The organism is Sphingopyxis sp. (genome assembly GCF_035250425.1).
Classification (GTDB): Bacteria; Pseudomonadota; Alphaproteobacteria; order Sphingomonadales; family Sphingomonadaceae; genus Sphingopyxis.
The window spans coordinates 1-5,456 of the sequence record NZ_DATFFD010000004.1; the positions used below are offsets into that span (position 1 = coordinate 1).

The 5,456-nt window shown below is 67.5% G+C and carries 9 protein-coding genes and 1 pseudogene; all 10 read left to right on the plus strand.

From position 1 onward, the window contains the following. Positions 1-144: pseudogene (gene fliI / locus VJ811_RS00150) on the plus strand (flagellum-specific ATP synthase FliI); the annotation flags it as partial. Beyond that, positions 141-587, plus strand: a complete 447-nt coding sequence (locus tag VJ811_RS00155; RefSeq protein WP_324070005.1) for a hypothetical protein — start codon at positions 141-143, stop codon at positions 585-587. The pseudogene fliI and the gene VJ811_RS00155, both read left to right, overlap by 4 nt. A 20-nt stretch (positions 588-607) precedes the next feature. After that, complete coding sequence (locus VJ811_RS00160) at positions 608-1,744, plus strand: flagellar hook-length control protein FliK (protein WP_324070007.1); 1,137 nt, start codon at positions 608-610, stop codon at positions 1,742-1,744. A gap of 17 nt (positions 1,745-1,761) precedes the next feature. Beyond that, complete coding sequence (locus tag VJ811_RS00165) at positions 1,762-2,367, plus strand: flagellar basal body-associated FliL family protein (RefSeq protein WP_324070009.1); 606 nt, start codon at positions 1,762-1,764, stop codon at positions 2,365-2,367. A gap of 26 nt (positions 2,368-2,393) precedes the next feature. Then, positions 2,394-3,308: a flagellar motor switch protein FliM gene (locus tag VJ811_RS00170; protein WP_324070011.1), complete on the plus strand. Its 915-nt coding sequence runs from the start codon at positions 2,394-2,396 to the stop codon at positions 3,306-3,308. Further along, complete coding sequence (fliN, locus tag VJ811_RS00175; protein ID WP_324070013.1) at positions 3,301-3,636, plus strand: flagellar motor switch protein FliN; 336 nt, start codon at positions 3,301-3,303, stop codon at positions 3,634-3,636. Before VJ811_RS00170 ends, fliN begins: the two co-directional genes overlap by 8 nt. Next, a complete protein-coding gene (locus VJ811_RS00180) occupies positions 3,636-3,914 on the plus strand; it encodes a flagellar biosynthetic protein FliO (RefSeq protein WP_324070015.1) in 279 nt (92 codons plus the stop codon). Before fliN ends, VJ811_RS00180 begins: the two co-directional genes overlap by 1 nt. Next, entirely contained in the window at positions 3,904-4,674 is a 771-nt protein-coding gene (gene fliP, locus VJ811_RS00185; RefSeq protein ID WP_324070017.1) for a flagellar type III secretion system pore protein FliP, read from the plus strand. Before VJ811_RS00180 ends, fliP begins: the two co-directional genes overlap by 11 nt. Before the next feature lie 4 nt (positions 4,675-4,678). Then, positions 4,679-4,948 (plus strand): flagellar biosynthetic protein FliQ, encoded by a 270-nt coding sequence (locus VJ811_RS00190; RefSeq protein WP_037512577.1) that lies wholly within the window; start codon positions 4,679-4,681, stop codon positions 4,946-4,948. A 217-nt stretch (positions 4,949-5,165) separates the two neighbouring features. Next, on the plus strand, positions 5,166-5,456 hold a 291-nt coding region (locus tag VJ811_RS00195; protein ID WP_324070021.1), incomplete at its 3' end, for a flagellar biosynthetic protein FliR.

A 5,456-nucleotide genomic window follows, 5' to 3' on the forward strand; every position in this document is an offset into this window, starting at 1 on the left:
GCTTACGTCGCCGGCGCCGATCCGGTGCTCGACATCGCCATCGCGCGCCACGCCGACCAGCTCGCCTATGTGTCGCAGCCTGCCAAGGCGCAGGTCGATTTCGAACTTTCCCGCCAAGCCCTGATTGAAGGATATTCCGCATGAACGCCCGTACCGCACGCCGCAAACGTATCATCCGCGTGCGCTCCGTCGAACATCAGCAGGCGGAGGCCAATCTGGCGCGCGCCAATGGTGAACTGGCGAACCTCGTCGAACTCGCGAAGCGGCTCGAAACGCTGCGCGTCGACCTTGCGATGGCGAAAGGCGCGGTCGCCGGCCGCGCGCTCAACTCGATCGGCGAGCTCGCGATGCGGCTCGACATCGCGCAGGAAAGCCTGACCGCGCCGCTGAGCAATGCCAGCCAGCGCCGCGACCAGATGGGCGCGCTGGCGCAGAGCGCGATGGTCAAGGAAGAATCGGCGGTCCGCCTGTACGAACGCAGCCGGAAAGCGGCCCAGGTCGAACAGGAACGCCGCGACGACGCCAACCGTCCGCACCGCCCGCGCACGGGCATGCGCCTGCGCCTGATCGAAGGCGGCGCATCATGATGAGCGCGCCTTCCCTCCCTATGGCCCAGCCCGCCATGCCCGCGGGCTTCGCGACCTTCCTCGCCAACATCGGCCAGCTTCCGGTGGACGGCGGCGAAAGCCCCAGTTTCGACCAGCTGCTCGCCGCCGCGCCGGTCGCTTCCGCGCCGGCTGCATCCGCTGCCGCTCCGACGATCAAGGTCGAGCGGGCGCTGCCCGCCCCAGCCACCACGCCAACCGCCGATGCCCTTCCGGTCGAAGCCGATGCGGCCGTCAAAGCTCCGGTCGTGAAAGCGGAGCCCGCCAAGGCCGACGCCGCCGCGGTGCTCGCCGCAAACCTTCTCATCGCGCTGAACGGCGCCGTCCCCGGCACCGCGCCGGCGACGGGCAAGCCGGTGCCCGCCGAAACCGGAACCGACACCGAAACCGAGGGTGCGGATATAAGCGAAGCCGCCACCCCAGCCGTTCCCGCCGCCGAATTGGCCGCGGTCGTGGCCGCGATCATCCCGGCTGCGGCGAAACCCGCCAAGCCGTTGGAAACCGCGCCGGTTCCAGCCGGCACCAGCGCAGCGGCTCCCGCCCCGGCGCGCCCGCGCGATGCCGCGCCGCCGCTGCCGATCCTTGCCGGCGCCGAGCCGCAAGCGGCCAGGCCCGTCGACGCCGCGCCGTCGATGACCATCCTCTTTGCGCAACCCGCGGCGCAGGGCGCGGCCATGTTCGCCGATGCCGCCGCGCCGGTGCAATTCGCCGAACGCGTTCTCGACATGGACAGCGACGGCGCGTGGATCGACCAGCTCGCACGCGACATCGCCGCGACCAAATCGGACAGCGGCGACATCAGCTTTCGCCTGATGCCGAAGCATCTCGGCCGGCTCGACGTCGCGATGCGGATGGGCGACGAAGGCATGTCGCTGAAGATGGACACGCGGCATGAGGCGACCGCGACGATCGTGACCGCCGCGCAGGGCCGCCTCGTCGAGGATCTCCGCCAGCAGGGCGTTCGCGTCGCCGGCGCCGAAGTGACCTGCACGCCGGGCGAAACCGGGCGCCAGTCGCAAAACCAGGGTCAGGGCCGCGCGACCGCCCCCGATCCGTCGCACCTCATCGAAACCGCCACCGAACGCGCCGAGCCGCGTGACGAAGACCGCGCCGCCGACCGCCGCGGCCGCTTCGCCTGATCAGAAAGGATCCCATGATGGCCAAGGATAATATCGAAGGCGCCCCCAAGAAGAAGGGCAAGTTCAAGAAGCTGCTGCTGATCGGCGTCGCCGCGATCGCGCTGATCGGCGCGGGCGCGGGTGCGGGCATCTATTTCGGCGCGCTGTCGGCGCACGAGGCGAAGCCCGAGGATCATTTCCCCAAGCTCGTCCTGCGCAGCGAAGGCGAGCCCGAGCCGGCCGCCGAAGGCGAGGACAAGGAAGCGCCGCCGAAGGTCGGCACCGTGTCGGTCCCGAATGACAAATATAAGGTCGACCCCAAGAAATATGAGATCACCTATTACCCGATCGCCGACAGCTTCACGACGAACCTCGCCGATGGATCGGGCTTCCTCCAGGTGGGTATCAGCCTTTCGACCTTCTACGACGGCAAGGTTATCAATAATATCAAACGGCAGGCCGTGCCTATCCGCTCGGTCGTGCTTATGGTGCTCGCCGAACAGGATCCGGCGTTGCTCTCCACATCACAGGGAAAACAGCGGCTGCAGCGTCAGCTGACCGCCGCGATCAACGATGTGTTGCGCGACAAGGAAGGTTTCGGGGGCATCGATAATGTTTATTTCACGAGCCTGGTGATTCAGTGACCACCAGCACGAAATCCGTCAAAGCCATGAAGGCTCCCGCCGCGCCCACGCCCGCGGCCGAGCCCGCCGATGCCAAGGCGTCGCTGCTGCTGCGTCGGGCGGCGGACGGCTATGCCTTCCCCGCGCTCGAAGGCGTGGCGAACCAGTTCGCGCGCAGCCTGCGCGACCTGATCCGCGCGCTCGGCGCGCCGGCGATCCAGATCGAACGGTCGGGCGCCGAACAGCTGAGCTTTGCCGAGTGGAGCGCGTCCGCCGCGCCCGCGATCTTCTGGCGCTATCATGCGCCACCGCTCAAGGGCCCGGTGCTGCTCGCGGGGTCGCGCTCGCTGCTGCTCCAGCTCGTCGACATCTTCTATGGCGGCCGCGGCCAGCTCGCCGCCGAGCGCGAGGAACTGACCGACGCCGAGGATCGCTTCGCGGCGCGCCTCGGCCGCGACATCGGGCTGCAGCTTGCCGCCGCATGGCGCGGCAAGCTCGCACTGGAACCCGAACTCGATTGCGTCACCGCCGACCCCGCCAAGCTCGCCGCGGTGCGCGCCGACGATGAATTGTTCGTGCAGCGTTTCACGCTGCGCGGCGCCCCGTTCGAGGGGCGGACGATCATGTGCGCCTATCCGGTCGCCGCGCTGCGCGGGATCGCCGGCGACGAGCTGCTTCCCGACATGCCGGGCAATGGCGGCGCCGATCCGCTCTGGGCCGGCGCGCTCGACAAGGCGCTGCGCGACGTGCGCATGCCCGTCCGCTCGGTGCTCGCGCGTCCCGAAATCAGCCTCGTAAAGCTGCTCGCGCTCGAGGTCGGCGACATCATCCCGCTCACCATGCCGCGCCATGTGCCGGTGACCGTCGCCGGGCGCAGCTTCGCGCTTGGCAGCATCGGCGAAGCCAATGGCAACGCCGCGATCATGATCGAACATATCGAAAAAGGACCCAACCATGACTGACCTCAGCGACGCCCCGAAGGCCGCGCGCGCCGACCGGCGCGACAAGAGCATCGCCGCCGCGCCCAATTTCGACCTGCTCGCCGGCGTCTCGCTGCGCGTGTCGGTCGAGGTCGGATCGACCTCGATGACGCTCTCCGAACTGCTCGCATTGGGCGAAGGCAGCGTGATCGAACTCGACCGCGCCGCGACCGACCTGCTCGACATCTACGCCAACGGCACGCTGATCGCGAAGGGCGAGATCGTCAGCATCGACGGCCGCTATGGCATCCAGGTCGCCGAAGTCGTCGCGCCGGCGCGCGGGCTCGAAGGCTTCGAGCGGAGAGGCTGATGTTCGAATATATCCTCCGTCTGCTCATCCTGCTGCCGCTCGTCGGCGGCATGGCGTGGGGCAGCCTGTGGCTGTGGAAGCGTGTCCAGATGGGCGTGCCGCTTGTCGGCGGCGGCGCCAAGACGCGCGCGATCGAAATGATCGATGTGCTGCCGCTCAGCCCCGGATCGAAACTCGCGGTGGTCGAATTTGCCGGGCAGCGCGTGCTGATCGCGGTGTCGCGCAATGGTATCACGCGGATCGCCGACGACAGCCAGGGCGATTTCCATGCGGACTGATCGCCGCTTCTGGCTGCGCGCCGCGGCGCTCGCCGGCGGCGCCGTGCTGCTCTGCGCCGCGCCCGCGGCTTACGCGCAGGCCGCGGACGGCTTGAGCCGCGCGGTCGGCGAAATCGGCGGCGACGGTCGGCCCTTGAGCCTGTCGCTCCAGATCCTCGTCCTGATGAGCCTGCTGACGGTGCTGCCGTCGCTGCTCCTGATGATGACCAGCTTCACGCGCATCATCATCGTGCTGTCGATCCTGCGCCACGCGCTCGGATTGCAACAGACCCCGCCGAACCAGGTGCTTGTCGGTTTGAGCCTCTTCCTCTCGCTGTTCGTGATGCAGCCGGTGATCAGCGAAGTAAATCGCGTCGCGATCACCCCTTATGGCCAGGAACAGATCGATATCGGCGAAGCGGTGTCGCGCTCGGGGGTCGCGCTCCACGGCTTCATGATGAAGCAGACGCGCAAGACCGACCTGATGATGTTCGCCAAGATCGCGAAGGCGCCGACCTATGCGAGCCCCAAGGATGTGCCTTTCTCGATCCTGCTCCCCGCCTTCGTCACCAGCGAGCTCAAGACCGCCTTCCAGATCGGCTTCCTGATCTTCCTGCCCTTCCTCGTCATCGACCTCATCGTCGCCTCGGCGCTGATGTCGCTCGGCATGATGATGTTGTCGCCGACGATCATATCGATGCCCTTCAAGCTCCTGCTCTTCGTCCTCGTCGACGGTTGGGCGCTGACGATGGGCTCGCTCGCCTCTTCGTTTGTGAGTTAGCGCGGTGGAGGCCGACTATTTCATCGGGGTGGCGCAGCAATCGCTGTGGATTCTCGCGCTCGCGTCGGCGCCGCTGCTGCTGCCGGTGCTCGTCATCGGCGTGCTGCTCGGCATGGTGCAGGCGGCGACCTCGATCAACGAACAGACGCTGACCTTTGTGCCCAAGCTGATCGTCGCGGCGATCTGCCTCGCGATCTTCGGGGGCAGCATCCTTGTCCTGCTCACCGATTTCACCCGCGAAATCTTCGCGCAGATCCCGGCGTTGGTGCGGTGAAGGCTTCGACTTTTTTTTCCCTCCCCCTCGATGGGGGAGGCAGCGAGACTTGCCAGCTTGCTGGCTTAGTCGCAGCGGAGGGGGTGCGGCTTCGGCCTGACGCGACCGTGCAAGGACGCACCATCACCCCCATCCAACTCCGCCTAACCCGCTATCGCGGGCAAGGCTACGTATCCTTCCCCCATCAAGGGGGAAGGCCCGTCAATTCCCCTACCCCATGAATCCCGCCGACATCCCGAATATCGAGGCGATGCTCCAGCTGTGGATGCTGGGGATGATCCGTCCCGGCGCCGCCTTCATCGCCGCGCCGGTGTTCGGCGCGACGAGCGTGCCGGTGCAGTTGCGGCTGGTGATCGCGCTCGCGGTCGGGGTGCCCGCGGTCGCGGCGTCGGGCATGGCGCTGCCGCCCGAAGGGATCGTGTCGGTTCCCGGCTTTTTCCTCATCATTGGCGAGGTCGTGATCGGCCTCGCGATGGGCTTCGTGCTCCAGATGGGGCTTGCCGCCGCC